This is a genomic window from Flavobacterium psychraquaticum (genome assembly GCF_034497725.1).
GTDB classification, from domain to species: domain Bacteria; phylum Bacteroidota; class Bacteroidia; order Flavobacteriales; family Flavobacteriaceae; genus Flavobacterium; species Flavobacterium psychraquaticum.
The window spans coordinates 121,174-145,488 of record NZ_JAXKVR010000025.1 but is presented as its reverse complement, the minus strand read 5'-3'; the positions used below and the strand labels follow the sequence as shown (position 1 = coordinate 145,488).

25 protein-coding genes and 1 tRNA gene are annotated in these 24,315 nt (G+C 32.5%); 8 read left to right on the top strand and 18 right to left on the bottom strand.

What is annotated here, in order from left to right:
- Positions 1 to 122: 122 nt before the first annotated feature.
- Both rpsO and T1L09_RS04785 read right to left on the bottom strand, forming a co-directional pair.
- Positions 123 to 392, bottom strand: coding sequence for a 30S ribosomal protein S15 (gene rpsO, locus T1L09_RS04790; protein ID WP_322549810.1), 270 nt, complete (start codon positions 390 to 392; stop codon positions 123 to 125).
- 114 nt (positions 393 to 506) lie between these two features.
- Positions 507 to 962, bottom strand: coding sequence for a GAF domain-containing protein (locus T1L09_RS04785; RefSeq protein ID WP_322549809.1), 456 nt, complete (start codon positions 960 to 962; stop codon positions 507 to 509).
- Positions 963 to 1,048: 86 nt separating this feature from the next.
- Here T1L09_RS04785 and xrtF point away from each other — a divergent pair, with 86 nt between their 5' ends.
- From xrtF to T1L09_RS04760, 5 genes are read left to right on the top strand one after another with little or no spacing between them, the layout of a single operon-like run.
- Positions 1,049 to 1,588 carry an exosortase family protein XrtF gene (gene xrtF / locus T1L09_RS04780; RefSeq protein WP_322549808.1) on the top strand — a complete coding sequence of 180 codons (540 nt, stop codon included), beginning with the start codon at positions 1,049 to 1,051 and terminating at the stop codon, positions 1,586 to 1,588.
- Entirely contained in the window at positions 1,569 to 2,012 is a 444-nt protein-coding gene (locus T1L09_RS04775; RefSeq protein WP_322549807.1) for an exosortase F system-associated membrane protein, read from the top strand. Before xrtF ends, T1L09_RS04775 begins: the two co-directional genes overlap by 20 nt.
- Before the next feature lie 17 nt (positions 2,013 to 2,029).
- The gene (locus tag T1L09_RS04770; protein ID WP_322549806.1) at positions 2,030 to 2,437 is read left to right on the top strand and encodes an HYC_CC_PP family protein; all 408 of its coding nucleotides are present in this window, start codon (positions 2,030 to 2,032) and stop codon (positions 2,435 to 2,437) included.
- A 55-nt stretch (positions 2,438 to 2,492) separates the two neighbouring features.
- Positions 2,493 to 4,781: a TonB-dependent receptor gene (locus tag T1L09_RS04765; RefSeq protein WP_322549805.1), complete on the top strand. Its 2,289-nt coding sequence runs from the start codon at positions 2,493 to 2,495 to the stop codon at positions 4,779 to 4,781.
- Between the two features lie 21 nt (positions 4,782 to 4,802).
- Positions 4,803 to 5,147: a heavy-metal-associated domain-containing protein gene (locus tag T1L09_RS04760; RefSeq protein WP_322549804.1), complete on the top strand. Its 345-nt coding sequence runs from the start codon at positions 4,803 to 4,805 to the stop codon at positions 5,145 to 5,147.
- Between the two features lie 45 nt (positions 5,148 to 5,192).
- Here T1L09_RS04760 and cysK read toward each other — a convergent pair whose 3' ends face one another.
- The 4 genes from cysK to T1L09_RS04740 form a co-directional block, all read right to left on the bottom strand.
- The gene (gene cysK / locus T1L09_RS04755; protein ID WP_322549803.1) at positions 5,193 to 6,101 is read right to left on the bottom strand and encodes a cysteine synthase A; all 909 of its coding nucleotides are present in this window, start codon (positions 6,099 to 6,101) and stop codon (positions 5,193 to 5,195) included.
- A gap of 15 nt (positions 6,102 to 6,116) precedes the next feature.
- The gene (gene epsC, locus T1L09_RS04750) at positions 6,117 to 6,941 is read right to left on the bottom strand and encodes a serine O-acetyltransferase EpsC (RefSeq protein ID WP_322549802.1); all 825 of its coding nucleotides are present in this window, start codon (positions 6,939 to 6,941) and stop codon (positions 6,117 to 6,119) included.
- A gap of 299 nt (positions 6,942 to 7,240) precedes the next feature.
- On the bottom strand, positions 7,241 to 7,855 hold the full coding sequence (locus T1L09_RS04745) for a hypothetical protein (protein WP_322549801.1): 615 nt from the start codon (positions 7,853 to 7,855) through the stop codon (positions 7,241 to 7,243).
- Positions 7,848 to 8,453, bottom strand: a complete 606-nt coding sequence (locus T1L09_RS04740; protein WP_322549800.1) for a hypothetical protein — start codon at positions 8,451 to 8,453, stop codon at positions 7,848 to 7,850. The genes T1L09_RS04745 and T1L09_RS04740 overlap by 8 nt, the downstream gene beginning before the upstream one ends.
- A gap of 93 nt (positions 8,454 to 8,546) precedes the next feature.
- On the opposite strand from T1L09_RS04740, the gene T1L09_RS04735 reads away from it, so the two are divergent.
- The 3 genes from T1L09_RS04735 (at position 8,547) to rpe (ending at position 11,449) form a co-directional block, all read left to right on the top strand.
- Entirely contained in the window at positions 8,547 to 9,497 is a 951-nt protein-coding gene (locus T1L09_RS04735; protein WP_322549799.1) for a helix-turn-helix domain-containing protein, read from the top strand.
- A gap of 78 nt (positions 9,498 to 9,575) precedes the next feature.
- On the top strand, positions 9,576 to 10,439 hold the full coding sequence (locus tag T1L09_RS04730; protein WP_153201458.1) for a sigma-70 family RNA polymerase sigma factor: 864 nt from the start codon (positions 9,576 to 9,578) through the stop codon (positions 10,437 to 10,439).
- 350 nt (positions 10,440 to 10,789) lie between these two features.
- Positions 10,790 to 11,449, top strand: coding sequence for a ribulose-phosphate 3-epimerase (gene rpe / locus T1L09_RS04725; RefSeq protein WP_322549798.1), 660 nt, complete (start codon positions 10,790 to 10,792; stop codon positions 11,447 to 11,449).
- A gap of 54 nt (positions 11,450 to 11,503) precedes the next feature.
- Here rpe and T1L09_RS04720 read toward each other — a convergent pair whose 3' ends face one another.
- From T1L09_RS04720 to mraY, 12 genes are all read right to left on the bottom strand, one after another.
- Positions 11,504 to 11,923, bottom strand: coding sequence for a CBS domain-containing protein (locus tag T1L09_RS04720; RefSeq protein ID WP_322549797.1), 420 nt, complete (start codon positions 11,921 to 11,923; stop codon positions 11,504 to 11,506).
- A 61-nt stretch (positions 11,924 to 11,984) separates the two neighbouring features.
- Positions 11,985 to 12,863, bottom strand: coding sequence for a zinc-dependent peptidase (locus T1L09_RS04715; RefSeq protein ID WP_322549796.1), 879 nt, complete (start codon positions 12,861 to 12,863; stop codon positions 11,985 to 11,987).
- 69 nt (positions 12,864 to 12,932) lie between these two features.
- Positions 12,933 to 13,006, bottom strand: a tRNA-Arg gene (locus T1L09_RS04710).
- Positions 13,007 to 13,055: 49 nt separating this feature from the next.
- Positions 13,056 to 13,505, bottom strand: coding sequence for a GatB/YqeY domain-containing protein (locus tag T1L09_RS04705; protein ID WP_322549795.1), 450 nt, complete (start codon positions 13,503 to 13,505; stop codon positions 13,056 to 13,058).
- A 222-nt stretch (positions 13,506 to 13,727) separates the two neighbouring features.
- Positions 13,728 to 15,707: a cell division protein FtsZ gene (ftsZ, locus tag T1L09_RS04700; protein ID WP_322549794.1), complete on the bottom strand. Its 1,980-nt coding sequence runs from the start codon at positions 15,705 to 15,707 to the stop codon at positions 13,728 to 13,730.
- A gap of 11 nt (positions 15,708 to 15,718) precedes the next feature.
- The gene (gene ftsA / locus T1L09_RS04695; RefSeq protein WP_322549793.1) at positions 15,719 to 17,083 is read right to left on the bottom strand and encodes a cell division protein FtsA; all 1,365 of its coding nucleotides are present in this window, start codon (positions 17,081 to 17,083) and stop codon (positions 15,719 to 15,721) included.
- A 9-nt stretch (positions 17,084 to 17,092) separates the two neighbouring features.
- Positions 17,093 to 17,815, bottom strand: a complete 723-nt coding sequence (locus tag T1L09_RS04690; RefSeq protein WP_322549792.1) for a cell division protein FtsQ/DivIB — start codon at positions 17,813 to 17,815, stop codon at positions 17,093 to 17,095.
- Positions 17,802 to 19,148 (bottom strand): UDP-N-acetylmuramate--L-alanine ligase, encoded by a 1,347-nt coding sequence (murC, locus tag T1L09_RS04685; RefSeq protein WP_322549791.1) that lies wholly within the window; start codon positions 19,146 to 19,148, stop codon positions 17,802 to 17,804. Before murC ends, T1L09_RS04690 begins: the two co-directional genes overlap by 14 nt.
- Before the next feature lie 66 nt (positions 19,149 to 19,214).
- On the bottom strand, positions 19,215 to 20,306 hold the full coding sequence (gene murG, locus T1L09_RS04680) for an undecaprenyldiphospho-muramoylpentapeptide beta-N-acetylglucosaminyltransferase (protein WP_322549790.1): 1,092 nt from the start codon (positions 20,304 to 20,306) through the stop codon (positions 19,215 to 19,217).
- Positions 20,307 to 21,659: an FtsW/RodA/SpoVE family cell cycle protein gene (locus tag T1L09_RS04675; RefSeq protein WP_322549789.1), complete on the bottom strand. Its 1,353-nt coding sequence runs from the start codon at positions 21,657 to 21,659 to the stop codon at positions 20,307 to 20,309. It lies immediately after the preceding gene.
- Positions 21,660 to 21,715: 56 nt separating this feature from the next.
- A complete protein-coding gene (gene murD, locus T1L09_RS04670) occupies positions 21,716 to 23,050 on the bottom strand; it encodes a UDP-N-acetylmuramoyl-L-alanine--D-glutamate ligase (protein ID WP_322549788.1) in 1,335 nt (444 codons plus the stop codon).
- A gap of 1 nt (position 23,051) precedes the next feature.
- Complete coding sequence (gene mraY / locus T1L09_RS04665) at positions 23,052 to 24,272, bottom strand: phospho-N-acetylmuramoyl-pentapeptide-transferase (protein ID WP_322549787.1); 1,221 nt, start codon at positions 24,270 to 24,272, stop codon at positions 23,052 to 23,054.
- Positions 24,273 to 24,315: the final 43 nt, after the last annotated feature.

Here is a 24,315-nt window from a genome sequence, read left to right as displayed (position 1 = left end):
TTCGTAAAGATAAGAAATCTCATCTATACTAGTTGTTGTAGTTGTGTCTAACCCAATGAAAAACCAAACTTTTTCTGTCGATATAAAAAAACAAAAAGGGGCCGAAAAGCCCCTTTAGTTTATTATTTTCTAATTCCTAATTCTTTAATAATCTCACGGTATCTGTTAATCTCTTTCTTTTTTAAGTAATCTAGAAGACTTCTTCTTTTACCTACTAAAAGTACTAACGAACGCTCTGTGTTATAATCATGACGATTTTTTTTCAAATGCTCTGTTAAGTGCGTAATTCTGTGAGTGAATAATGCGATTTGCCCTTCAGCAGATCCAGTGTTTTCAGCTTTTCCTCCGTGTTTCGCGAAAATTTCAGCTTTAGTTTCTTTAGTCAAATACATGCTAATATTATTTTAAATGATTTTTATGTATGAATTGTATGGTAGCAATTCGGGTGCAAAAGTAGGATTTAATTCTTAATTATCAATTATCAAACCTCAATTATTTTAAAGAAATTAAAATAAAGAAGCAACTTGCTCATTTACAAATTCTAAAAAACGTTCGTCTTCCGCTGTAAAAGGATCAATAACATGCGAATCAATGTCAATTTGACCAATATTTTTTCCAGCTACAAATAAAGGAACAACAATTTCCGACTTCACCGTAAAACTACAAGCAATATAATTATCTTGAGCGCTCACATCTGGCACCACAAAATTATTGTTTGAAACCGCTACTTGACCACAAATCCCTTTTCCAAAAGGAATTACGGTATGATCGGTTTCTGCGCCTACATATGGACCCAAATGCAACGTTTGTGCTTCGTGATTAGCAAAATAAAAGCCTACCCAATTATAATATTCGACAGACTCATTAAGTAATTTACAAATTGCTAAAAGTTTTTCATCTCTTGTTGTGTTTTCTGAAGAAACTATTGCAGCAACTAATGGTTTTAAATTTTCGAAAGTCATTATTTATATTTTTTTTTACAAAAGTATTTAATCTATCGTATTAAAAAATCTATATTTTTGTTAAAAATTCATTAATTGAAATCATTTTGAAGCAATACAAACCTTTTTTTATATTCTTAACAAAGTTTCTGCTTTTTTATATCGTATTTACATTTGTTTATAAAATGTATTTGGACCAATATGATGTCGCCAAAAATGAGGTAGATTCATTCACAGAAATTGTAGCAAATCAAACTGAAAAATTATTAGGTGTTTTCACCGAAAGTAAAGCTTCAATTCCGCACGACAAAGAACCTTCCGTTAAACTATTCTTTAAAGAGAAATATGTAGCCCGAATTATTGAAGGTTGCAATGCTGTTAGTATAATGATATTATATGCCGCTTTTATTTTTGCTTTTTCAACCGAATGGAAAAAAACAGGATTGTATATAATTTTCGGAATCGTATTAATCCATATTTTAAATGTAATCCGAATTGCTTTATTAGCTTCTTCCTTATTTTATTATCCCCAATATGAAGAAATTCTACACGGAACAATTTTTCCCTTATTCATTTATGGAGTCGTATTCATCTTATGGATTTTGTGGGTAACCAAATTTTCAGGCCATGCTAAAAGAACTTCTTAAAGACAAAAAACGCTTTGCACTTCTTTTCCTAGCTTTATTGGGATTGATTTTTGTACGCATTTTCGAAAAAAACCTTTTCTACGATCCTTTTTTATTTTTTTTTAAAGTAGATTATCAAAACAAACCCTTGCCCTATTTTGATGGAATTCAATTATTTTTTGGAATTTCCTTCAGATATTTATTGAATTCCTTATTATCATTAAGCATCATTTACTTAGTATTCAAACAAATACAATTACTGAAATTTGCCACATTATTATTTATAGTATTATTTGTAATCTTGATTGTATTATTCTTTAGCCTGATACAATTTTCAGAACAACCTGATTATTTGGTCTTATTTTATGTCAGACGATTTTTAATACAACCACTGTTTTTAGTGCTTTTTATTCCAGCATTTTATTACCAACAAATTACAAAATAATCATTACTTTTGCAGGAATGAATTTCAGAAAACATATAAGTATAATTTTAGCGTCACTTATTTTGCTTGCCAATCTAAGTCTGAGCTTCTCTATACATTATTGCAAGGACGAAATTGCTTCGATTTCTTTCCAATATCAAAACAATGAGCCTTGTATTGAAGTAGCAACGGCTTGCTGTGCAAATGAAACCAGTCACGAGGATTGCTGTTCAGACAAACACATTGAAGTAGAAAAGAAAACCGACGATGTCTTGGTTAAAACTTTTCAATTGAATTTGCAACCAGCTGTTTTAAATGCAACTTGGAAACCAAATTTCTTTACTACTGGTACAGAACCAAGCGGATTAAATGATGTGGTTTATTATTGCGAATCGCACGCTCCACCTTTTTACAAACTCTATTGTCAATTGGTTTTATACGCATAAGTTTATTGTTCACTATTCTGTAAATCAAAGAATTCTAATAATAAATAAAATCCTTATGTTTAAAAAAATAACGTTTTTACTGTTATTCTTTTCTGTTTTTTCTTACGCTCAAGAATCAATAAAAGGAATTGTAAAAGACGAAAATAATCAACCTTTATTTGGTGCTAATGTTTTTTGGCAAAGCACAACTATCGGAACAATAACCGATGAAAATGGTCTTTTTACTTTACGAAAGTCTGATGAAACCAATGCTCTAGTAATTAGTTACATGGGTTTTGAAACCAAAAAAGTCGAAGCAACTGATAATAATTTGACAATTATTTTAAAAGAAGTGAGCACTTTGAAAGAAGTTACGGTTTCCAAAACTAAAAAAAGTACCGAACAATCTTTATACAAAGTAACGAATGTGCAAATTATGGGCCAGAAAGAATTACTAAAAGCTGCCTGTTGTAACTTATCGGAAAGTTTTAGTACAAATCCTTCTATTGATGTCAATTACTCCGATGCGGTAACTGGAAACCGTCAAATTAAGATGTTAGGCTTAACAAGTCCTTATATTTTAATTGCCGAAGAAAACATTCCTTCTGTTCGTGGTGCTTCGCAAGCTTATGGTTTGTCATTTGTTCCAGGAACTTGGGTAGAAAGTATCCAAATTACTAAAGGTGCCGGAAGTGTAATTAATGGTTATGAAAGTATTTCCGGCCAAATTAATTATGAGCTTATAAAACCTTTAGATGATATTCCGTTTTTCTTAAATGCTTATGCTTCGCAAGACGAACGTTTTGAACTTAACACGCATTTCAATAACAAATTTTCTGACAAATTAAGTTCTTCTATATTTTTACACGGAAATACGCGTTCGGCTAAAAACGATATGAACAACGATGGGTTTTTAGATGGTCCTATTGGGAAACAAGTGAATATTCTAAACCGTTGGCAATATAATGATGCTGAAAAAGGCATTGTAAGTTTCCTAAATCTTCGGTATATGAATGATGAAAAACAAGCAGGACAAGTGAATTTTAATCCCGATACTGATAAATTTACCACTAACAATTGGGGAAGTGAAATCAACACGGAAAAAATTGAAATTTCAAACAAAACGGGTTATGTTTTTCCAGATATGCCCTATCAAAGTATTGGATTTCAGAACTCGTTTCAATCGCACAAACAAGATTCTTACTTTGGGTTGAACCAATATAATATTCATCAAAAAAGTTTGTATTCGAATTTACTTTTTAATTCAATAATTAACAATACGAGAAACAAATTTACTACTGGAATTAACTTCAGTTATGATGATTACAACGAATTTGTTGCGGTGAATTTTAATCGTGATTTTTCAAGAATTGATAATTCAGTTGGTGCTTTTTTCGAATACACTTATGACAACAGTGATAATTTAAGTTTCATTGCGGGTGCTCGTGTAGATAATCACAATCGCTTAGGAACTTTTATTACACCAAGACTTCACATTCGTTATAATCCTTGGAAAGAGGGCGTAATTAGAGCTTCCGCTGGAAGAGGAAAACGTGCCGCGAATATTTTTGCTGAAAATCAACAATTATTTGCTTCTTCAAGACAATTTTCAATTTTAGATACCAATGGGAAATTATACGGTTTGAATCCAGAAACTGCTTGGAACTATGGTTTGAGTTTCATCCAAAAATTTAAAATTGCCGGAAAAGATTCGGAATTAGTATTGGATTATTACCGCACTGATTTCCAAAATCAAGCTATTGTAGATATTGATGCAAATGCACAACAAGTTTTATTTTACAATTTAGACGGAAAAAGTTTTGCTAATTCGTTTCAAGCAGAATTTAATATAGAGCTGATTCGTCACTTGAATTTTAAAACTTCGTACAAATTTTACGATGTGCAATCGCAATTTCAAACGGGTCAATTGCAAAGAGCTTTGCAAGCAAAACATAGATATTTCGCGAATCTTAGTTATGAAACACACATTAAAGAAAAAGGACAGCAATGGAAATTTGATTTTACTTATAATTGGCTAGGCGAACAACGTTTACCAACTACAGCTTCAAATCCTACAGCTTATCGTTTGGAAGAATACGCTCCTTCTTTTGCAGTGATGAATATGCAAGTTACCAGAACATTTTCGAGCGTATTTGAAATGTATGTAGGTGGCGAAAACATTGGGAATTTTAAACAAACCAATGGAATAATTCAAAATGAAAACCCTTTTGGTACTTATTTTGATAGTAGTATGATTTATGGTCCAACTTTTGGATCTATGTATTACGTAGGATTAAGATTTAAAATAAAAAATAAAAAAGATGCTCATGAAGGGCACGATCACCTTGAAGGAGAAGAACATTAATTAATTTAAAACAGAAAAAAAATGAAAAAATTTATTTTAGTACTATTCGCTAGTTTGTTTTCTTTTACTATGGTAGCACAAGAGAAAAAAAGTAAAAACAAAGAAGTAATTATAAAAGTAGCTGGAAACTGTGAAATGTGTGAAAAACGCATTGAAAAAGCAGCTTTCTCCGTAAAAGGTGTTAAAAGTGCAGAATGGCATTCAGATTGTCAAGATGTGCATGTTTTTATAGATGAAAACAAATGCTCTAAGGAAGATGTTGCAAAAGCAATCGCAGCTGCCGGTCATGATACAGACTTAGCAAAAGCAGACGATAAGAAATATGAACAATTACATGATTGTTGCAATTATAAACGTTTAGAATAATAAAAAACCCCGATTGGCAAATGCTAATCGGGGTTTTTTATCACCTTAAAATAAACCTTCCACAGAAAGGTATCGTTCACCTGTATCATAATTGAACGTTAAAACAACAGCATCCTTAGGAATGCTCTCAAGTTTTTGAGCAACCGCTGCCAAAGACGAACCTGTAGAAACACCTGAAAGAATTCCCTCTTTTATTGCAATTTGTCTTGTAAATTCGTAAGCATTCTCTTTACTAACTTGAATCACTTCATCAATGGCGTCTGCATGGTAATTTTGAGGTATAAAACCTGCACCAATACCTTGTAATGGATGTGGACCAGGATTTCCCCCACTTAATACAGGCGACAATTCTGGCTCCACTGCAATAACTTTAAGGTTTGGAAATTTTCGCTTTAAAACTTCTGCAACACCTGTTATATGGCCACCAGTTCCTACTCCTGTAATAATGTAATCCAATCCGTCTGGAAAATCTGCTAGAATTTCTAATGCGGTGGTTGTTTTGTGGATTGCAATATTTGCAGGATTATCAAACTGTTTTGGAGACCATCCATTTGGTGTTTCTAAAACTAACTCTGCTGCTCTTTCAATAGCACCTTTCATTCCTTTTTCTCTGGGTGTTAATACGAATTCAGCTCCGTAAATCTCCATTAACTTTCTTCGTTCTACACTCATCGATTCAGGCATAACCAAAATAACCTTATATCCTTTAACCGCTGCAACGAGCGATAATCCAATTCCTGTATTTCCAGAAGTAGGTTCAATAATTACACTATTTGGATTTAAAAGTCCTTTTTGTTCAGCATCTTCAATCATCGCTAAAGCAATTCTATCTTTAATACTATTTCCTGGATTATTTCTTTCTAATTTAATCCACACGTTTCTATTTTCAAATAAACGACTTAATTTAACAACCGGTGTGTTTCCGATTGTCTCTAAAATACTAGTTGCTTTCATTTTTTTGTTTTTATATTATATACTAAAATTTATGGCTTCAGGAAATTCTCCCTTGCTCTTTATACTAATTTGGCTTTTGTGATACACTAGTGATTTTGGCTCAATCGAATTCGTTATCCAAACGTTACCGCCAATTACAGCATCTTTACCAATGATTGTTTTCCCGCCAAGGATTGTAGCATTAGCATAAATAGTAACATTATCTTCAATTGTAGGATGACGCTTCTCTGTTGCCTCGGATTTGCTTACCGTTAAAGCTCCTAAAGTTACTCCTTGGTAAATTTTTACATAATCACCTATTACAGCGGTTTCCCCAATAACAATTCCAGTTCCATGATCAATCATAAAATGTTCACCGATTACAGCTGCAGGATGAATATCAATCCCTGTTTTTCCGTGTGCATATTCTGCAATTAAGCGAGCTAAAATTTGTGCTTTATTTTTCCAAAGTTGAAATGCAATTCTATGAACAGTAATAGCAAAAAATCCAGGATATGCAATAAGCACTTCGTTTTTTGATTTTGCAGCGGGATCAAATTCTAACACAGCGTTTAAATCTTTTACTAATGTTTGATGTAAATTTTCGCAGTTATTAAAAAAAGTAGTTGCAATTTCCGTTGCTTCTTCCCTTGAAAATTGTTCCGATTCTAAGAGCTTTATTAAGAGAGTTCTCAATTCTCCTTCTTTTTTTAAGAAAAAATCAAAATCAAGGTATTCAATTTGCGAACAAAATAACCAATCAGACATTTCGTTAATCCAATATTTTATCTTCTTTTTATTGAAAAACATTTTCTTGTCTAAAAAATTAGACTGATAAATATTTTGATTATTTGGTTTCATAAAAAATTGGCTTTATTAAAATTTAACTCCATTTTTTGCTAAACGTTTAATTTAAATGATTTTAAAAAAAGTTTGGGGACTTTCAAATTAAAAGCAACAAACTCTTCCTACACTTAGATCACACATAACTCTAATTTAATTCAAAGTTCCTAATTGCAGCATAAGCATGCAAAACATTAACTAGTTGTTTAACTTTTGTTAAACACAAAAATAGTTTTTAAATTATTAAAATAGAATGTAAAAAGTGTTTTTTAAATAGTAAAATCAAAGTTTTAGTAATGACTAGTACAATTCTATAATTAAAAATTCCAACTACCAGATAAGCCGATGCTAAATGATGCACCACCAAAACTATTTTCAGCTTTAGAATTAAATAAAGTATAGGGCGAATAATGGTAACTGCAGTGCACACCAAAACCATAAAACATTATTTTCATTCCTTGCGTCACGGCGATTGTATGTAATGTTGGCTTTACATCTACATCATCAAACAATTCATTATCTGGCAAACGATAATGTAAATATTTCCAACCTATTCCTGTATTTGATTCGATATGGAAATTCTCATTTTTAGATTGGTATAAAAATCTTGAATACCTAAAACCCAATAGTAAGGCCGATTTACTACCGTCTAATAATTGCTTTGCTCCTTCAATTTCGTATTCAATTGCTTTTCCTTTCACAATTCCGCTGAGCTCAGCACCAAAATCGATATACTGTTTCTTTCCAATTTTAGTTCGCACATAAAATGCAGTATTAATTGAACTTTCATACTTATCTGATAATTCCCCTAAAGGAATTCCATAACTTAACTCAATAATATTTCGTTTGAAAACGTCAATCTTTGGAATAACAATTGTGTCTTGTGCAGCAACCGATCCACACATAAAGACTATAAAAAGTAATTTATTCATCTTTTAAAATTTTATATTGATAGTTGTATCCTGAACTATTGCTAGCTCCAAAAAGCAATAACATCCCTTCATTTACACTTTTGTTTTGAAAAAGTATGTCATTTTCATTAGGAAGGTAAACCGTATACTTAGTCATCTCCTTAGTCATAAAAAGAAATGGAAAAGTAATTGTCTCATAATTGGTATAAAAAACAAACTTTTTCTTATATCTCTTTCCATAAAATTGAAGCACGTATTCCTTTTTATTTTTGTCTGAAAATTTCAAAAAAAGGAGATCATTCATAATTTGTAATTGTAGTGGAACAGCATAATCAATGTGAGGAATCTTTGTAAAATCTTTAACAAAACTTCTTGTAAAAAAATCAGTATTAGTCCTGTAGTAAACTGTATCAAGTTTATCGTAAAAATTAACAGAAAAGTTTTTTGGAACCTTGCGATAATCTTCTTTACTGGTATGATTCTGAATACTGCATGAAGTCAGAAAAAAGACAAAGATGAATCGCCATTTTCTCTTGAAATAAAGATTCAACATTTTCGAATACTTCTTTAAATCTTCTTGTCGAAAAGATTCCAAAGACTCATTAATTATTTTTTTCATAAGATTGAATTTGATGTCAAAACTATTTCATAATTCACAAACAAAGATGCGACTAACCATTAAATATTTTTATATATTTGTGAAAATCGCAAAATGAAACCGCAAGAAATTCTTTTAAACAAGCTCCGAAGTGTAATCCCAAAAAACATTTCTTTAAACGAAGAGATAGCAAAAGTGCTGGATATCAGTTATGATGCTGCTCACCGTCGTATCTCCTCAAAGAGTAAATTTTCGATTGACGAAACCGTAACATTATGCCAATATTATGCTCTTTCGATGGACAATTTATTTGGAAACAAACAATCCTTGATTGTACAAAAAACCCAGAAAATTGAAACTTTAAAAGATTTCAAGTCCTATTTTGAAACCACCAAAGAATTATTAACTGAATTAAAAGCCGACGAAACAACTGTTTATTATGCGGCTAAGGATATTCCAATGAATTATGCTGCAGCAGGATCTATTTATTCAAAATTTAAATTTTACGTTTGGTACAATCTTTTAACAAAACAACAATCCATAAATTTTGAATCGTTTCTTTTTGAAGAATCTGTTTTCATTGATCATACCGATTTAAAGAATTTTTTTAAAAGTTCAAAAAGGGTTGAAATATGGAACGACACAACAATTAACAGTTCATTGCAACAAACGTTTTACTTTTTTGAATCGGGATTGTTAAATTACACTAATGCGTTGCATATTTTAAAAGACTTACAATTTATTATTAAAAATATGGAACAAAAATGCGAGATTGATTCGCCAGAATTCCAAATGTATTATAATGAGTTGTTACTTTTAAATAATTCTGTGTTATTTACCTCAAAATCCAAATCATTATTTTTTCTACCGTATGATGCTTTAGGATATTATGCAACTCGCGATATTAAAGCTTGTGAAGAACAACGAGAATACATTGAAAATCAATTAATAAACTCAAAATCTTTAAATAAATCTGGAAGAAAAGATCGTAAAATTTTCTTCAATCGCATCTATCAGAAGATCGAATTCTACCAAAATAAAATCGGAAATTATGTCATTGAATAATTATTTTTAAAATGTTTGTAACTTTATGGTAACTTCTTGCGTATAACTAGTAGAACTTTAAATGTAAGGAGAAAATAAATGAGACAACTTAAAATTACCAAGCAGGTTACGAATCGTGAAACTGCTTCCTTAGACAAATACCTACAAGAAATTGGAAAAGTTGACCTTATTACTGCTGACGAAGAAGTAGAATTAGCACAAAAAATAAAAGCCGGAGACCAAAGAGCTTTGGAGAAATTGACAAAAGCTAATTTACGTTTCGTTGTTTCGGTAGCAAAACAATATCAAAATCAAGGACTTACACTTCCTGATTTAATTAACGAAGGAAATTTAGGTTTGATTAAAGCGGCTCAGCGTTTTGATGAAACACGTGGATTTAAATTCATTTCATATGCTGTTTGGTGGATTCGTCAATCGATTCTTCAAGCTTTAGCAGAACAATCTCGTATCGTTCGTTTGCCATTAAATAAAATTGGTTCTATCAATAAAATCAACAAAATGTATGCTTTGTTAGAGCAATCTAATGAACGCCCACCTTCTGCTGAAGAAATTGCAAAAGAATTAGATATGACAGTTAATGACGTAAAAGAGTCAATGAAAAACTCTGGTCGTCATTTATCAATGGATGCTCCTTTAGTTGAAGGAGAAGATTCTAACCTTTATGACGTTTTACGTTCGGGTGAATCTCCAAATCCAGATAGAGAATTAATTCACGAATCATTACAAACTGAAATTGAAAGAGCTTTAGAAACATTAACTCCAAGAGAGGCTGATGTAGTTCGTTTATACTTTGGTTTAGGAGATCAACACCCAATGACATTAGAAGAAATTGGAGAAACATTTGATTTAACCCGTGAACGTGTGCGTCAAATTAAAGAAAAAGCAATTAGAAGATTAAAACACACTTCAAGAAGTAAAATATTAAAAACATATTTAGGATAAGACCTAATAAACAATAACAACAGTTTAAACTGTTCGTTTTTTGATTGATGATTGAAACTCCGGCTGATTACCGGAGTTTTGTTTTTTTAGAGAAACAAAACTCCAGTCTGTTCACTTCGTTCGGGTTTCCGGAGTTTTGTTTTTTAGCCTCCTAACCCCTGAAGGGGAATTTGAAAATGCTCTAAAATGTTCAATAATTCACGCAAAAGTCATTTTAAATAGGTTTTAACTTTTATGGCGCAGAAAGCTATAATAGGAAGCACAAAACTTTCTAAAACTTTTAACATCTTAAGGATTTAAACATTTAAACTAAAAAAACTACCTTTGTTCAAACAACAACATACTTACGAATGAAAAACACACTTATTGCACCCTCTGTTTTAGCGGCTGACTTTGCAAATTTACAACGCGATATTGAAATGATCAATAATTCTGAAGCCGATTGGTTTCATATTGATATTATGGACGGTGTTTTTGTACCTAATATTTCATTTGGAATGCCCGTTTTAGAAGCTATAAACAGACATGCAAACAAAACAATTGATGTGCATTTAATGATTGTAGATCCGGATCGTTATATCTCTACTTTCAAGAAATTAGGCGCTGATATATTGACGGTTCATTATGAAACTTGTAATCATTTACACCGAACACTTCAAGCGATAAAAGCTGAAGGAATGAAAGCGGGTGTAGCCTTAAATCCTCATACTTCGGTAGACTTATTAGAAGATGTGATTCAGAATATCGATATGGTTTGTATTATGAGTGTTAATCCTGGTTTTGGAGGACAATCCTTTATAGAAAACACTTATGATAAAGTACGTAAACTAAAAGCATTAATCGTTAAGAAAAACGCAAACACTTTAATTGAAATTGATGGTGGCGTTACCAATAAAAATGCAAAAGCTTTAGTAGATGCTGGTGCTGATGTTTTAGTTGCTGGAAGTTATGTTTTTGGTGCAGAAAATCCTACGGCAACAATTGCTGATTTGAAAAATTTAATCAAGTAATTTTTAATAAAAAAGCCATTTTAGTTACTATCTAAAATGGCTTTTTTATTAAAATTAATACTGATCGATTAAGTATTTTATTAAATCGGTGGTAGTTAGAATTCCCACTAACAAATCGCCTTCACAAACAGGTAATGCGTGAAATTCCTTTGAAGCTAAGATCTCAGCAGCGTCTTTTATGAGCGTATCTGGCGAGATTATTACTAATTTCTTCACCATTACTTGCTCTAATGTAAACATATTATAAACTGTAGCATCGATAACTTCTTCGTCATCATCAATTGAATCAACAAATGAAATTCTAAGTAAATCACTGTAACTCAACATTCCTACAATATTGTTACTATAAACTACAGGAATGTGACGAATTTGATGTTTTTTAAACAAAGCTTCTGCCTTAGTTAAATCGTCTGATAAATTTAACTTTACTACATTTTTTGTCATTATGGTTGACACGGGAACATTTTGTTTCATGATAGATGCTTTTTAATGATATAAAAATAAGCATTATAACCCAACAAAAGTATGATAGTTATCAGTTAATTGTTGTTGTAAAATACTTTTCGTTGTAATTGATCATCTGTTTGACTTTAAGAAAGATAGATGGAAATTGCGATTTAAACTCCTGTGGCGATTCAAAAAAGTATTCCAGTAAAACCGCTACAAATTCAAACTTGTTTTCATAAGCATAATCTCGAAGAAAACCAGACGCTACTAATTGTTCTTTAATTTGTGGATGGGAAACGATGCGGAATAAATTTTGAAGAGATTCATTAAACAAAACAGCTGTTGTTTCTTCACTTTTTAAAGAATGAATATGAAAAGCGTGTGTGAATTCGTGTAGTCCTAAATTTAAATTATCATTGGCTACTTCAATTCCTTCTTCAAAATGTTTCCACGAAAAAACGATGGCTTCTAAACGTGGATTAAATTCACCTTTGTGATAATTTTGCGTTTGTTCGGAATAATAAATATCTGGAAAAAGGAGGATTTTCTTAAACATCGGATTTAGATAATGCCGCATTCCAAAAGTAAGCATTGTGTAGGTAGCACCTATTGTAATTTTCATTTTTTCGGTAACCAGGAAATCACTACCCACAAACTCATAATTAATCATAAATTTATAAACTCGATGCTCAAAGTAGCGTTTGTATTTTGGCTTTAATTCATTGTAGAAGTGAAAATTAGTAGCCAAAACTGCTTTTTGTTGTTCGTTTAATTTATGAAATATTAGATTGGTGAAAACGAATAATGGTTTTTTAAAATTTCGTAAATAGATAATTTCGATTACATAGAAGGCAAAGAATAAAAACAGCACCACTAACGGCGCCAGCAATAAAAACATCACAACATAATCGGCGAAAAATAATTCACGCTCTTTTACTTGAGCCAAGACAATTAGGTTACTTATCATGTTTACAAATAACGTATAATTAAATTGTATAAAAAACAAAAAACGCCAAGAAATCTTGACGTTTTATTGTGACCGCGGCAGGGTTCGAACCTGCAACCATCAGAGCCGAAATCTGATATTCTATCCAGTTGAACTACGCAGCCAATTTAGATCGCTAAATTCTCAAAGGGAGAATTAGCAAAAGCATAAATATTATACTAATAATTTTTTAACGATTGAAGAAATTACTTTTCCTTCTGCTTGTCCGCCGATTTGAGTGGAAGCTAATCCCATTACTTTTCCCATAGCAGCAATACCGTTTGCCCCTGTTTCTGAAATAATTTTAGCGATTATAGCTTCTACTTCTTCTGCTGATAATTGTGCGGGTAGAAATGCTTCAATTACGGCTATTTGCGCCAATTCTGGCTCAGCTAAATCAGGACGGTTTTGCGCTGTAAATATTTCGGCACTGTCTTTTCTCATTTTAACTAAACGTTGTAACATTTTTATTTCTTGATCTTCTGTTAGACCTTCTGCCGCGCCTGTTTCTGTTTTAGCCATAATTATAGCCGCTTTGATCGCTCTTAATGCCTCTAATGCTACAGCATCTTTTGCTTTCATAGCAGTTTTCATGTGGTCCATGATTTTTACTTCTAAACTCATATCGTATTTTTTAAATTTGAAATGTAATTTGGTTATTAGCTGTTTCTTAGAAGGCTTACCCCAGATAAAAGCGGCATCCTTTTTTTAATTTTCTTGGTTGAAAACCGAGGTAATTGAAAAAAGATATAGCGGATAGCTGGAAATAGGTTCTAAAAAAACTTATGCAAAGGTACTAAAAAAACCCGAAAATTGCTCTTCGGGTTTGGTAAGGTTATTATAGATTTAATCTACATTATCATGTAGAAATGAATTGTTTGAACGAAGTTGAATATCGTCATTACTATCAATTCCTAATGACATTCGAGATTGATTATTATTTGTATTTGGTGGTGTTGTTAGATCAATACCCATTCTTTTATAAGCTGGTTCTTTCTCAATTTCATCGATATGTGAATTAACATTATTAAATTTATGATTGAAATCTTTCATTTTACTTTTACGCTCCTGCGCTCTAAGTTTCAATGATTCTTCAATTGACATATCTAAAGGTGAAATTGCAGCAAACTTTGTGTTGTTTTCTATTTGCTCTGCTGACTTTTTCATTGTGAAATTTAATTCTTCGTCAACAGGCTCATTACTTTTCGCAACTGGTTTTTCTATTTCTGACTCGGCTTCTTTATCAAAATAATCTTCTAACGAATATCTAACGATGCCGCTTTGGCTTACTTCGGTTACAGGAATTACGTTAATTGGCTCTTTTACTTCCATTTCGCGTGTTTCCTCTGATAATTCAAAAACAATGCTGTTTGTTGCTTTGGTTTCTTCTACTTTTGTTTGAAATAAATCATACGAAAAATTAAAATCTTCTTTAGCTACAACAAATTCAGGCTGTTTAACTTCAATTTCTCTAATTTGAGGTGTAATGATTTCAAATGACGATGCAATGCTAGGTGAAATTACCTCAAAAGATACATCTATATTCTTAATCAATTCTGACGTTGTCACTAAGTCCATTGCTGGAGCAACTGGTGTATGAATTTCAAATTTCGGAGCTTCCACTTCTTCCTCCAATGTGAAGATTACTTTTTTTTCTGCTTCGTCGCTAACTGGATTAATAATTTCCGCTTTAACTTCTTCTACTTTTGGCATTTCAAAAATAGGATTGTTGTGCGTAATACTAGCAGTTGTTCTATTCATTAAGTCATGAACACTTTTTTGTTCATCGCCTAGGGTATGAATGATTTTTTTTGGCTCTTGGTTTACGATTTCCGCCTGTTGTTCGATGTTAAAACCAGTAGCAATAACAGTTACAGAAATAGCATCTTGAAGTTTTTCATCTTCGCCTAATCCCATAATGATATTAGCGCTATGTCCCGCTTCATTTTGGATGTATTCGTTGATTTCACTAATTTCATCAATACTAACTTCGTTTTCTTCGCCAACACCAGAAACAATTAAAAGTAAAACTTGTTTTGCACCTGTAATTTTGTTGTCATTTAATAAGGGAGAATCTAAAGCGTTTGTAATTGCTTTTTTAGCTTTTCCTTCACCTGAAGCTACAGCAGAACCCATAATTGCAGTTCCACTATCTGCTAATACAGTTTTAGCATCACGTAAATCGATGTTTTGAATGTAGTGTTGCGAAATAACTTCGGCAATTCCACGAGCAGCTGTAGCTAAAACTTCATCCACTTTAGAATATCCCGATTTATAACCTAAGTTTCCGTAAACCTCACGTAATTTATTATTATTAATAACGATCAAAGAATCGACTTGTTTTCTAAGACGATCAACTCCCGCTAATGCTTGTTCTGATCGGTTTTTACCTTCAAATTGAAATGGGATTGTTACAATTCCAACTGTTAAAATACCGCGTTCTTTCGCTAATTTAGCAATAATTGGAGCGGCTCCAGTACCCGTTCCACCACCCATTCCTGCGGTAATGAAAATCATTTTGGTATTGGTATCTAACATTTTCTCAATTTCAGCGATACTTTCTATAGCGGATTGTTGACCAACTTCAGGATTTGCTCCAGCGCCTAAACCTTCCGTAAGATGCAATCCTAACTGAATTTTATTTGGTACCGGACTACTTTGCAATGCCTGAGAATCAGTATTACAAACAACAAAATCAACACCTTTGATGCCTTGTTTAAACATGTGGTTTATGGCATTACTACCTCCACCACCAACGCCAATTACTTTAATTACGTTAGATTGGTTTTTAGGTAAATCGAATGAAATGTTTCCAAATTCTGACATAGTATCTTATTTTATTCTGCGTTATCTAAAAATTCTTTAATCTTATCAATGTATTTATCAAAAAACGAACGCTTGATTCTTTCTGGCGTTGATTCTGATATAATTTCTTCTTTCTTTTGTTCAGTTACCAAAGGCGCTTCAACAATTACTTGAGCTGCAGCGGCTGCTTTTTCCTGAGTTTTCAATTCAAGAAACGGTGTAGCACTACTTCTTGTATTGTTATTAATACTATTAATCACTAAACCAACAGCTGTGGCATATAACGGACTTGACAATTCCTCGTCAGAATCTCCTGCTAAGTGTTCATTTGGATAACCAATTCTAGTATCCATTCCAGTGATATATTCTACTAATTGTTTGATGTGTTGCAATTGCGCACCGCCACCAGTTAAAACGATACCTGCAATTAGTTTTTTCTTTGGATCTTCGTGTCCATATAATTTTATTTCTGCATAAACTTGCTCTACAATTTCCACTACTCGAGCGTGAATAATTTTTGATAAGTTTTTAAGCGAAATCTCTTTTGGTTCTCTACCTCTCAATCCTGGAATAGAAACAATTTCATTGTCTTTATTTTCTCCTGGCCAAGCGGATCCAAAACGAGTTTTTAATAACTCAGCTTGTTTCTCTATAATTGAACAACCTTCTTTAATATCCTCTGTGATTACATTACCTCCAAAAGGAATTACAGCGGTGTGACGAATGATTCCGTCTTTAAAAATGGCTAAATCTGTAGTTCCTCCACCTATATCAATTAAAGCAACTCCTGCTTCTTTTTCTTCTTGACTTAAAACAGCATCTGCTGAAGCTAATGGTTCTAATGTTAAGCCCGACAATTCTAGTCCGGCACTTTTAATACATCTTCCTAAATTACGAATTGAGGCAGCTTGACCCACAACAACGTGAAAACTAGATTCTAATCTGCCACCATACATTCCGACAGGTTCTTTAATTTCAGATTGTCCATCAATTTTAAATTCCTGTGGCAACACGTGAATAATTTCTTCACCTGGCAGCATTGCTAAAGTATGTACTTGTCCAATTAAAGCTTCAATATCGGCATCACCAATTACATCTTCTGCTTTAGGACGGCTAATATAGTCGCTATGTTGAATACTACGAATGTGCTGTCCGGCAATACCAACAACTACATCATTAATTTTATATCCTGAATTATTTTCTGCTTCCGCTACAGCCTGCTGAATAGACTGAATAGTTTGTGTAATATTATTCACAACTCCACGATGAACACCCAAGCTTTTGGATTTTCCTATTCCTAGGATTTCCAGCTTACCATATTCATTTTTCTTTCCCACCATTGCTACAATTTTAGTTGTACCAATGTCTAATCCTACTGCGATGTTGTCTTTGCCCATAACCTTACTCTATTTCTTACAAACTACCTGTTGAGTAAACATTAAATTTACCTCTTTATAACTCTCAATCAATGTATCTTTAATAGCGTGTTGAAAAAAAGCCTTATAATTTTTAAGTTTATTTTCAACATTTATTGGTTTCCCAAATACTATTTTATAATCATAACTTCTGTTGGTTAAAACCACATTTCCAGAAGCCGTAATGCTTGCGCCTGTAATATTTTTACTCAAGAAATCATCTTTTTTGATTTCTTTAAACAAAAACAAATACGGTTTGCTTTTCTGAACACTTATTTCGCCAGTAACTAGCGGAACTCTTGCCGAAAAATTTTTCGACAATGACATCTTTTCTCCCTTTGCATCAAGGTAGTAAATCTCATTATCGGTTATGACTCTTACGATTGGGGTCTTTTGAGTAATACGCGTATTTAGTAAACCATCTATTGATGAAAAAACTTGTGCTTTTTCAATCATCTCGTGATCATCGAGAACAGTTTCTAAAGTATTCAAATCTACTTTATCTTTTTGAATTTTTCCACTGCCTCCTAAATTTTGTATTAACAAGTTATTAACCATCTCGTGTGTTAAAAACATATTATCATTTGAATCAAATTTGATGTCTATGTTGCTGATTTTACGCTCACTATTTCTTTTTGAAGAAAATGAGTATAAGAAAATCATCACGAAAGTGACTAATACCAAGCGAATAGTATGCCAATTAAACCTTTTCATGAAGTGTTTTTTTAATATTTTTTACCATCTCACCGATGTCGCCCGCGCCAATAGTTATAAACACCTCTGCGTCAGATTTTTCAAAAAAAGTGAACAATTCTTCTTTGGTTATTAATTTTTTATTGGGATTGTCAATTTTATTTAACAACCATGTCGAATTGACACCCTCCATAGGTAATTCTCTTGCCGGATAAATTTCCAACAACAAAATTTCGTCAAATTTGGCTAAACTTTCTGCAAAACTGTCAATAAAATCTTTTGTTCTGCTAAATAAATGCGGTTGAAAAACAGCAATTACTTTTTTATTCGGATACAATTCGCGTACCGCCTGATGCACCGCGTTGATTTCCGTTGGATGATGTGCATAATCATCAATATAAACTAATTTTTCTTCTCTAATTTGGAACGAAAAACGACGTCGAACTCCTTTGAAACTTGCTAAAGCATTGCAAATTTTCTCATTGGAAACGCCATAAGATTTCGCCATAGCAAAAGCCAAAAGAGCATTCGTTAAATTATGGTGACCTGGTAATGCAAATTTTACATTTTTCACTACTTCAGTCGGTGTTTTTACATCAAACACATAAAATCCGTTTTCAATGCAAATATTTTGTGCGGAAAAATCAGAATCATCATTAATTCCAATAGTATTTCCCTTTAATTCTAATCCTTTAATTACATATAAATTTTCGGCTGGCGTTTTTGCAGCGAATTCTCTAAACGACTCTTCAATACTTGCGGCATCGCCATAAATATCCAAATGATCGGCATCCATTGATGTTACACAAGAAACATTTGGATGCAGGTGTAAAAACGAACGATCAAATTCATCGGCTTCAACCACTGTAACTGTTTTTCCTGAACCAATTAAGTTGGAATTATAATTTTCAACAATTCCACCTAAAAAAGCCGTTACATCAACGCCACTTTCATATAAAATATGTCCTAAAATACTCGAAGTTGTTGTTTTACCGTGTGTTCCAGCAACTGCAAAGCAATAGGTGTCTTTTGTTATAATCCCTAAAATTTCTGCACGTTTTTTTATCGTATATCCATTTTCTTTAAAATAGTTCCATTCTAAATGGGAAGCTGGAACTGCTGGCGTTACAATTACCAGTGTGTTTTCGGTCTTAAAATCTTCTGGAATTAAATTAACATTATCTTCAAAATGTATCGCTAAACCAATTGCCGTTAATTCATCAGTTAATTGTGTCGGTGTTTTATCGTACCCAACAACTTTTTTTCCAATGTTTTGAAAATAGCGCGCAAGAGCACTCATTCCGATGCCTCCGATTCCGATGAAATAAACGTTATGTATTTGTTTTAGGTTCATATATCTTTTATGTTTAAAGATTAAAGTTTTCTTTGTTTCAGGTTTTTGAATTTGAAACTTGAAACGTTAAACAATTAACTTAATTATTTCTTCAACAATATCTTTTGTCGCATTTGGCAGTGCTAATTTTTTTATGTTTTCGCTTAATTCAGCCTGTTTACTTTCATTTGAAATTAACACTGAAAAAACAGTTTCAAATTGGGTATCTAACTCATTTTCTTTCATCAAAATAGCACCATTTTTATCTGAAATTGCTTTTGCGTTTTTAGTCTGATGGTCTTCGGCTACATTTGGTGATGGAATAAAAATTGTAGGTTTTCCCACAATACATAATTCTGAAACGGATGAAGCACCTGAACGAGATATTACCACATCCGCAGCAGCATAAACCAAATCCATTCGGTCAATAAACGCCGTTACTTGAACGTTTTCTTTTTCATTATATTTTGCATACTCATCAAAATATAATTTACCACATTGCCAGATTATTTGAATATTTTGACTTGATAAGAAAAAAAGCTCTTTTTCAAGTAGTTGGTTGATTCTTCTGGCACCTAAACTTCCGCCTAAAACCAGAAGCGTTTTCTTGTTTTTATCTAAATTAAAATGAGTAATTCCTTCTTCTCTTTTGCTTTCAACCGCTAATAAATCTTGACGTACTGGATTTCCGGTTAAAATCATTTTGTTTTTTGGGAAAAATCGCTCTAAATTTTCATAAGCCACACAAATTGTATTGGCTTTATTTGCTAATAATTTATTGGTTATACCCGGATAGGAATTTTGCTCCTGAATTACCGTTGGAATGTTTAGCATCGAAGCTACTTTCAAAACAGCTCCACTTGCAAATCCACCTGTTCCTATTACGATATTTGGTTTAAAACCTTTTATTATTTTATATGATTTGAACATACTTGAACCCAACTTAATAGGAAACATTGCATTATCAATTGTCAATTTTCTTTGTATTCCTGAAATCCATAATCCTTTAATCGCATAACCTGCTTGGGGCACTTTTTGCATTTCCATTTTATCTTTGGCGCCTACAAAAAGAAATTCAGCATCAGGAAAACGAGATTTTAATTCGTTAGCGATCGCCACCGCCGGATAAATATGTCCGCCAGTTCCACCTCCGCTCAGTATGAATCTTGGATTTTTCATTTACTTCTTATTTAAAACCGCGTTCATTGGATTTTGTCCATTGACCAAAACATCGCCATTTTCATCTTCAATTATAGCTTCTTTTATGGAACTTTTCATTGCGTTTATCTTTTGCTGATTTTCATCCACTTCATTTTCTTCGTTTATTGCTACTTGAGCATCGATAATTTGTTGCAAAGCTTCATCGCGTTTGCGTTTATCTTCTAAATCTAGCGCTACTTCTTCTTCCTTTTTGGTTACACTTAATATAATTCCGATGGCAATACAAGTCATCCAAATTGAAGTTCCACCACTGCTAATTAACGGCAAAGGTTGTCCCGTTACCGGAAGTAATTCCACCGCAACTCCCATGTTGATTAGGGCTTGAAAAATGATTGGAAATCCGAGTCCAATAATTAATAACTTCCCAAATAACGTCGAAGCTTTTTGTGCATTAATTATGAATCGAATTAATAACAATAAGTATACAGACAATATGGAAACGGCTCCAATTAATCCATATTCTTCCACAATAATTGCGAAAATAAAATCCGAAGAAGATTGTGGTAAGAAGTTTTTCTGTACACTTTTCCCTGGCCCTAAACCATATATTTTTCCTGATGCGATTGCAATTTTTGCTTTTTCAATTTGATAATCATCTTCATTTGGTTTGTCGTCCATAAAACTATCCACACGACTCATCCAAGTATCTACACGATTAGGCATTGCATCTGGAAATGCTTTGGCTACCAAAACAAAAATCGTTAAACTCACAATTCCAAAACCAATTATAAATCCTAAGTATTTCAAAGGATATTGCCCAATGAAAACCAACATACAAACCATTGAAAAAATTAGAGCTGCCGTTGAAAAGTTCGCTGGAAGCACTAATGCTAAAACAATAAAAACGGGCACCCACAACTCCAATAAGGAATCTGCAAACGAATATTTCTTATCACTTACCTTGGATAAATATCTTGCAACATAAGCCATTAAGACTATAAAAGCGATGGTTGATGTTTGAAAACTAATTCCAACAAAAGGAATTTGAATCCACCGACTGGCATTTGCTCCACCAATCATTGTTCCTTTAAACAAGGTATAAACCAGTAATAAAATCACTAATGGAAGCCCGAAAATGGAAAGTGCCTTAAAGTAATGATAAGGCAATTTATGAATAGCGAAAATGATTGCAAAACCAAATAAAACGTGTACTAAATGTTTGAATAAATAACCAAAAGTGGTTCCTTTTCCAATTACGTAAACCAAGTTTGTACTGGCACTATATACCGGCAAAAATGAGACAATAGCCAATAGAAAAACCATTGCCCATATTGTTTTGTCGCCTCTTATTTTACCAATTATATCCAACATTCTATTTTAAAATTAAAATCTATATTATGAATTTTAGTTGCTTCTGTTCTTGAAAATTATAAATTAAAAACAGCTTGCTTGAATTGCTTTCCTCTTTCTTCGTAATTTTCGAATAAATCAAAACTTGCACAAGCTGGTGACAATAAAACACTATCTCCTTTTTCTGCCATGCGTCTTGCGATTTCAACAGCTTCAGTCATTGAACTTGTTTCTACCATTATATCCACTACATTATTGAATGAATTTATGATTTTATCATTATCAACACCCAAACAAATAATTGCTTTAACTTTTTCACGAACCAATGGCATTAATTCGTCGTAATCATTTCCTTTATCTACACCTCCTACAATCCAAACTGTAGGCGTAGTCATACTATCCAAAGCATAAAATACAGAATTTACGTTTGTAGCTTTAGAGTCATTGATATATTGCACCCCCTGAATTTTCAACACTTTTTCCAAACGATGTTCCACTCCTTGAAAATTAGTCAAACTTTCTCTGATTGTTTGTTTTCTAATATTCAACAATTGAGAAACAGCTGTTGCCGCCATTGCATTTTTAATGTTGTGTTTTCCTTCTAAAGCTATTTCGTTGATTGGCATGGTAAATTGGTCGTTATTAATTGTGCTGTTAATGTTATTATTTTCTAAAAATACTCCTTCTTTTTCTGGTTTTGTGATCAGTGAAAAAGGAATTTTATTTGCTTTAATCTTGTTATGCTTTAACCAATTTTGAATTGCTTCATCTTCATTGTCGTAAATTAGATAATCGGCCTCCGTCTGGTTTTTTGTGATTCTAAATTTTGAATCGATGTATAAATTGTAATCGTAATTGTATCGATCTAAATGATCTGGACTAATATTTGTAATAATTGCAATATGTGGTTTGTAGTTTATAATACCATCTAATTGAAAACTACTCAACTCCAACACATAAATATCACATTTGTTTTCTGCCACTTGCCAAGCAAAACTTTTCCCTATATTTCCGGCCAGTCCTACATTTAGACCGCCTTGTTTTAATAAATGATGTATTAAAAGTGTTGTTGTTGTTTTTCCGTTGCTTCCAGTTATTCCTATTGTTACTGCGTCAGTAAACTGAATAGCAAATTCTATTTCAGAGATTACCGAAACCCCTTTTTCTATTAGCTTTTTAACAATTGGTGCTTTATCTGGAATTCCTGGACTTTTCATTACTATATCGGCATTCAAAATTAATGCTTCCGTATGTTTTTCATCTTCCCAATCGATGCCATTAAGTCCTAGAACTTCTTTATAATTCTCTTTTATTTTTCCGAAATCCGATACAAAAACATCGTATCCATTTTTCTTTCCTAGTATGGCGGTTCCTATTCCACTTTCGCCTCCGCCTAAAATTACCAATCTCATTTTATCTTAATTTTAGGGAAACAAGTGAGAAAATTGCCAAAAGAATTCCAACAATCCAAAAGCGGGTTACAATTCTACTTTCGTGGTAGCCTTTTTTCTGATAATGATGGTGTAATGGAGACATCAAGAAAACTCGTCTTCCTTCACCATATTTCTTTTTGGTATATTTAAAGTACGTCACTTGAATCATTACCGATAAATTTTCGATCAAGAATATTCCACAAATTACAGGAATCAATAATTCCTTTCGGATGGAAATTGCAATTACCGCGATGATTCCACCTATTGTCAAACTCCCAGTATCACCCATAAAAACGGATGCTGGGTAAGCATTGTACCATAAAAATCCAACTAATGCTCCCACAAAAGCTGCTATATAAATTGTCATTTCTCCCGAATTTGGGATGTACATTATATTAAGATAATCGGAGAAAATTATATTTCCCGAAAGGAATGTAAAAATTCCTAAAGTGAGTACCGCAATTGCCGAAGTACCCGCGGCTAAACCATCTATTCCGTCGGTAAGATTTGCGCCGTTAGAAACTGCAGTGATCACAATAATTACCATTGGTATAAAAATTAACCAAGCATAATTTTTATAGTTATCGCCCATAAAAGACAATAATTCCGCATAATCAAATTCATTATTTTTCACAAATGGAATCGTCGTAGCTGTTGATTTCTCTTGTAGATCGGATGGTTTAATGTTATTTTCAATCTTCACTCTTGACATCATGGTATCTTTTCTAACGGTAACATCTGGCGATAAATACATAATTGCTCCAATAATGACTCCTAATCCAACCTGACCAATTACTTTGAAAACTCCTTTTAAACCTTCTTTATCTTTTTTAAACACTTTAATATAATCATCAATAAAACCAATTGTTCCCATCCAAACTGTGGTAATAACCAGCATAATAATATAGATGTTATTCAATTTGGCTAATAAAAAGACTGGAATTAATGTTGCCAAAATGATGATGATTCCACCCATAGTTGGCGTTCCTGCTTTTTGCGTTTGTCCTTCTAAACCTAGTTCTCGAACTGTTTCTCCTACTTGTTGATTTCTTAAAAAATTAATTATTTTTTTACCATAGATAGTCGCAATTAGCAAAGACAAAATAAATGCTAAAGCTGAACGAAATGTTATGTATTGAAACACTCCTGCTCCTGGAACATCGAATGCATTATCTAAGTATTGAAAAAAGTAGTATAACATAATGTGAGTTTAAAAGTTTACTGTTTAAAAGTTTAAAAGTGTG

Bases quoted from the DNA above. Each gene is read 5' to 3' on its own strand.
- T1L09_RS04740 (WP_322549800.1), bottom strand. From the start codon at position 8,453: ATGAAAAAAATAATTAATGAGTCTTTGGAATCTTTTCGACAAGAAGAT.
- murD (WP_322549788.1), bottom strand. From the start codon at position 23,050: ATGAGATTGGTAATTTTAGGCGGAGGCGAAAGTGGAATAGGAACCGCC.
- T1L09_RS04760 (WP_322549804.1), top strand. From the start codon at position 4,803: ATGAAAAAATTTATTTTAGTACTATTCGCTAGTTTGTTTTCTTTTACT.
- rpsO (WP_322549810.1), bottom strand. From the start codon at position 392: ATGTATTTGACTAAAGAAACTAAAGCTGAAATTTTCGCGAAACACGGA.
- T1L09_RS04745 (WP_322549801.1), bottom strand. From the start codon at position 7,855: ATGAATAAATTACTTTTTATAGTCTTTATGTGTGGATCGGTTGCTGCA.
- rpe (WP_322549798.1), top strand. From the start codon at position 10,790: ATGAAAAACACACTTATTGCACCCTCTGTTTTAGCGGCTGACTTTGCA.
- murC (WP_322549791.1), bottom strand. From the start codon at position 19,148: ATGAACCTAAAACAAATACATAACGTTTATTTCATCGGAATCGGAGGC.
- cysK (WP_322549803.1), bottom strand. From the start codon at position 6,101: ATGAAAGCAACTAGTATTTTAGAGACAATCGGAAACACACCGGTTGTT.
- T1L09_RS04735 (WP_322549799.1), top strand. From the start codon at position 8,547: ATGAAACCGCAAGAAATTCTTTTAAACAAGCTCCGAAGTGTAATCCCA.
- ftsA (WP_322549793.1), bottom strand. From the start codon at position 17,083: ATGGGCAAAGACAACATCGCAGTAGGATTAGACATTGGTACAACTAAA.
- T1L09_RS04730 (WP_153201458.1), top strand. From the start codon at position 9,576: ATGAGACAACTTAAAATTACCAAGCAGGTTACGAATCGTGAAACTGCT.
- T1L09_RS04705 (WP_322549795.1), bottom strand. From the start codon at position 13,505: ATGAGTTTAGAAGTAAAAATCATGGACCACATGAAAACTGCTATGAAA.
- T1L09_RS04770 (WP_322549806.1), top strand. From the start codon at position 2,030: ATGAATTTCAGAAAACATATAAGTATAATTTTAGCGTCACTTATTTTG.
- T1L09_RS04775 (WP_322549807.1), top strand. From the start codon at position 1,569: ATGCTAAAAGAACTTCTTAAAGACAAAAAACGCTTTGCACTTCTTTTC.
- murG (WP_322549790.1), bottom strand. From the start codon at position 20,306: ATGAAAAATCCAAGATTCATACTGAGCGGAGGTGGAACTGGCGGACAT.
- T1L09_RS04720 (WP_322549797.1), bottom strand. From the start codon at position 11,923: ATGAAACAAAATGTTCCCGTGTCAACCATAATGACAAAAAATGTAGTA.
- T1L09_RS04785 (WP_322549809.1), bottom strand. From the start codon at position 962: ATGACTTTCGAAAATTTAAAACCATTAGTTGCTGCAATAGTTTCTTCA.
- T1L09_RS04715 (WP_322549796.1), bottom strand. From the start codon at position 12,863: ATGATAAGTAACCTAATTGTCTTGGCTCAAGTAAAAGAGCGTGAATTA.
- ftsZ (WP_322549794.1), bottom strand. From the start codon at position 15,707: ATGTCAGAATTTGGAAACATTTCATTCGATTTACCTAAAAACCAATCT.
- T1L09_RS04690 (WP_322549792.1), bottom strand. From the start codon at position 17,815: ATGAAAAGGTTTAATTGGCATACTATTCGCTTGGTATTAGTCACTTTC.
- T1L09_RS04675 (WP_322549789.1), bottom strand. From the start codon at position 21,659: ATGTTGGATATAATTGGTAAAATAAGAGGCGACAAAACAATATGGGCA.
- epsC (WP_322549802.1), bottom strand. From the start codon at position 6,941: ATGAAACCAAATAATCAAAATATTTATCAGTCTAATTTTTTAGACAAG.
- T1L09_RS04765 (WP_322549805.1), top strand. From the start codon at position 2,493: ATGTTTAAAAAAATAACGTTTTTACTGTTATTCTTTTCTGTTTTTTCT.
- mraY (WP_322549787.1), bottom strand. From the start codon at position 24,272: ATGTTATACTACTTTTTTCAATACTTAGATAATGCATTCGATGTTCCA.